Annotated in this window: 2 protein-coding genes and 1 pseudogene; 2 read left to right on the plus strand and 1 reads right to left on the minus strand. The window is 72.1% G+C overall.

What is annotated here, in order from left to right; translation table 11 throughout:
* A pseudogene (locus tag EAD96_RS00295) lies at nucleotides 1-531 on the minus strand (cell wall anchor protein); the annotation flags it as partial.
* Between the two features lie 246 nt (nucleotides 532-777).
* On the opposite strand from EAD96_RS00295, the gene rsmD reads away from it, so the two are divergent.
* Nucleotides 778-1,341, plus strand: coding sequence for a 16S rRNA (guanine(966)-N(2))-methyltransferase RsmD (rsmD, locus tag EAD96_RS00300; protein WP_121682865.1), 564 nt, complete (start codon nucleotides 778-780; stop codon nucleotides 1,339-1,341).
* Nucleotides 1,338-1,821: pantetheine-phosphate adenylyltransferase (coaD, locus tag EAD96_RS00305; RefSeq protein ID WP_121682866.1), on the plus strand; the 484-nt coding region annotated here is incomplete at its 3' end. The genes rsmD and coaD, both read left to right, overlap by 4 nt.

The following is a 1,821-nucleotide window of genomic DNA, read 5'->3' on the forward strand; positions in this document are numbered from 1 at the left end:
GGACGGGCTCGGCGGGACGGACGCCGAGGGCGTCGGGGTCGGCGAGGCGGGCGTGCTCGGCGAAGGGCTGGCGCTCGGCGGCGTGCTGGGCGAGGGCGACGGGCTCTGCGTCGCGCAGTTCCGTCCCGGGCGGGCCGTCACGGTCCGCTCGCCGTCGTGCGACTTGCGTCCCCGCTCCCAGTGCGCCCCGACGGTCAGCTTCAGTTCCGGGACCGGGCCGGCGAACGTGTGGGTCTGGGTGCCGGTCAGCGGGCCCTGGCCGGCCGGCTTCAGCTCCGCGCCGACCGCGAGGCCGCCGCTGATCGCGCCGGGCACCGTGGATTCGATCTTGATGATCCGGCCGGAGATGTCGGTCTCGCTGCCGATCACCGACCAGGTCACGGTCACCGTGCCGTTCTCGGTGGCGCAGTAGCTGCCGGACGGCTCGGGGTGGTGGGCGGCGGCCGGGCCGGCGACGGTGGCGACGCCCGCGAGGCCGAGCAGCGTGCCGGCGGTGAGGACGGCGGCACGCCGGAGGTGGAGACGGTTCACGCCTACTCCTGACGAGGGGAGGATGGGAGAGGCCGGGCGGAGGGGCCGAAGCCACGCGTCCGCTCGGCAATCGGGCCAGACCCTAGCGAGATCGACAGTGCGGGCGTCACCATGATCGAAGGGTCGTAAAGGGTCCGTTATGCATTCGAGATCATTGATGCACGTCGAGTCACGGATCGTCGCGCCGGGTACCTCGTCCACGCCTCCCGGCGTCGCGTAGCGTCGGGGCATGCGCAGGGAGCGACGGTGACCCGGATCGTGGCCGGCACGCTCGGCGGCCGGCGGATCGCCGCGCCACCGGGTGCCGGCACCCGGCCCACCTCCGACCGGGTCCGCGAGGCGCTGTTCAGCGCCGTGCACTCCCACGTCGACCTGGACGGGGCGCGCTTCGCCGACCTGTACGCCGGTTCCGGCGCGGTCGGTCTGGAGGCGCTGTCCCGGGGCGCGGCCCACGTGCTGCTCGTCGAGTCCGACGCGCGGGCCGCCCGGGTGATCCGGGAGAACATCGCCGCGCTGCGGGCCGCGCCGGCCGCGCGCCTGGTCACCGGCAAGGTCGCCACTGTGCTGGCGGCCGGGCCCACCGACGGGCCGTACGACGTGGTGTTCGCCGATCCGCCGTACGCGGTGCCGGACGCCGAGATCACCGCGATGCTGGCGGCCCTGGTCGACGGCGGCTGGCTCGCCCCGGACGCCCTCGTGGTCGTCGAGCGGTCCAGCCGTACCGGACCGGTCGCGTGGGTGGAAGGTGTCACTCCGGAGCGCAGCAGACGTTACGGCGAGACCACTCTTTGGTACGGTCGCCGATCATGAGACGTGCGGTCTGCCCGGGCTCGTTCGACCCGGTCACCAACGGACACCTCGACATCATCGGCCGGGCCAGCCGGCTGTTCGACGAGGTGATCGTCGGAGTGCTGGTCAACCAGTCGAAGCAGGGCCTGTTCACGGTCGAGGAGCGGATCGACATGCTCCACGAGGTGACCGCCTCGTACGACAACGTCCGGGTGGAGTCGTTCCGCGGCCTGCTCGTCGACTTCTGCCGGGCGCAGCAGGCGAGTGTGCTGATCAAGGGCCTGCGTGCGGTGAGCGACTTCGACTACGAGCTGCAGATGGCCCAGATGAACATCGGCCTGGCCGGCGTGGAGACGCTGTTCATGCCGACCAACCCGCTCTACTCGTTCATCTCGTCCAGCCTGATCAAGGACGTGGCGAAGTGGGGCGGCGACATCTCCGCCCACGTCCCCGACCTGGTCCGAGCCCAGCTCGCCGCCCGCCTCCGCCACGTCCTTGATC

Source organism: Micromonospora sp. BL1 (genome assembly GCF_003667485.1).
GTDB lineage: Bacteria > Actinomycetota > Actinomycetes > Mycobacteriales > Micromonosporaceae > Micromonospora > Micromonospora tulbaghiae.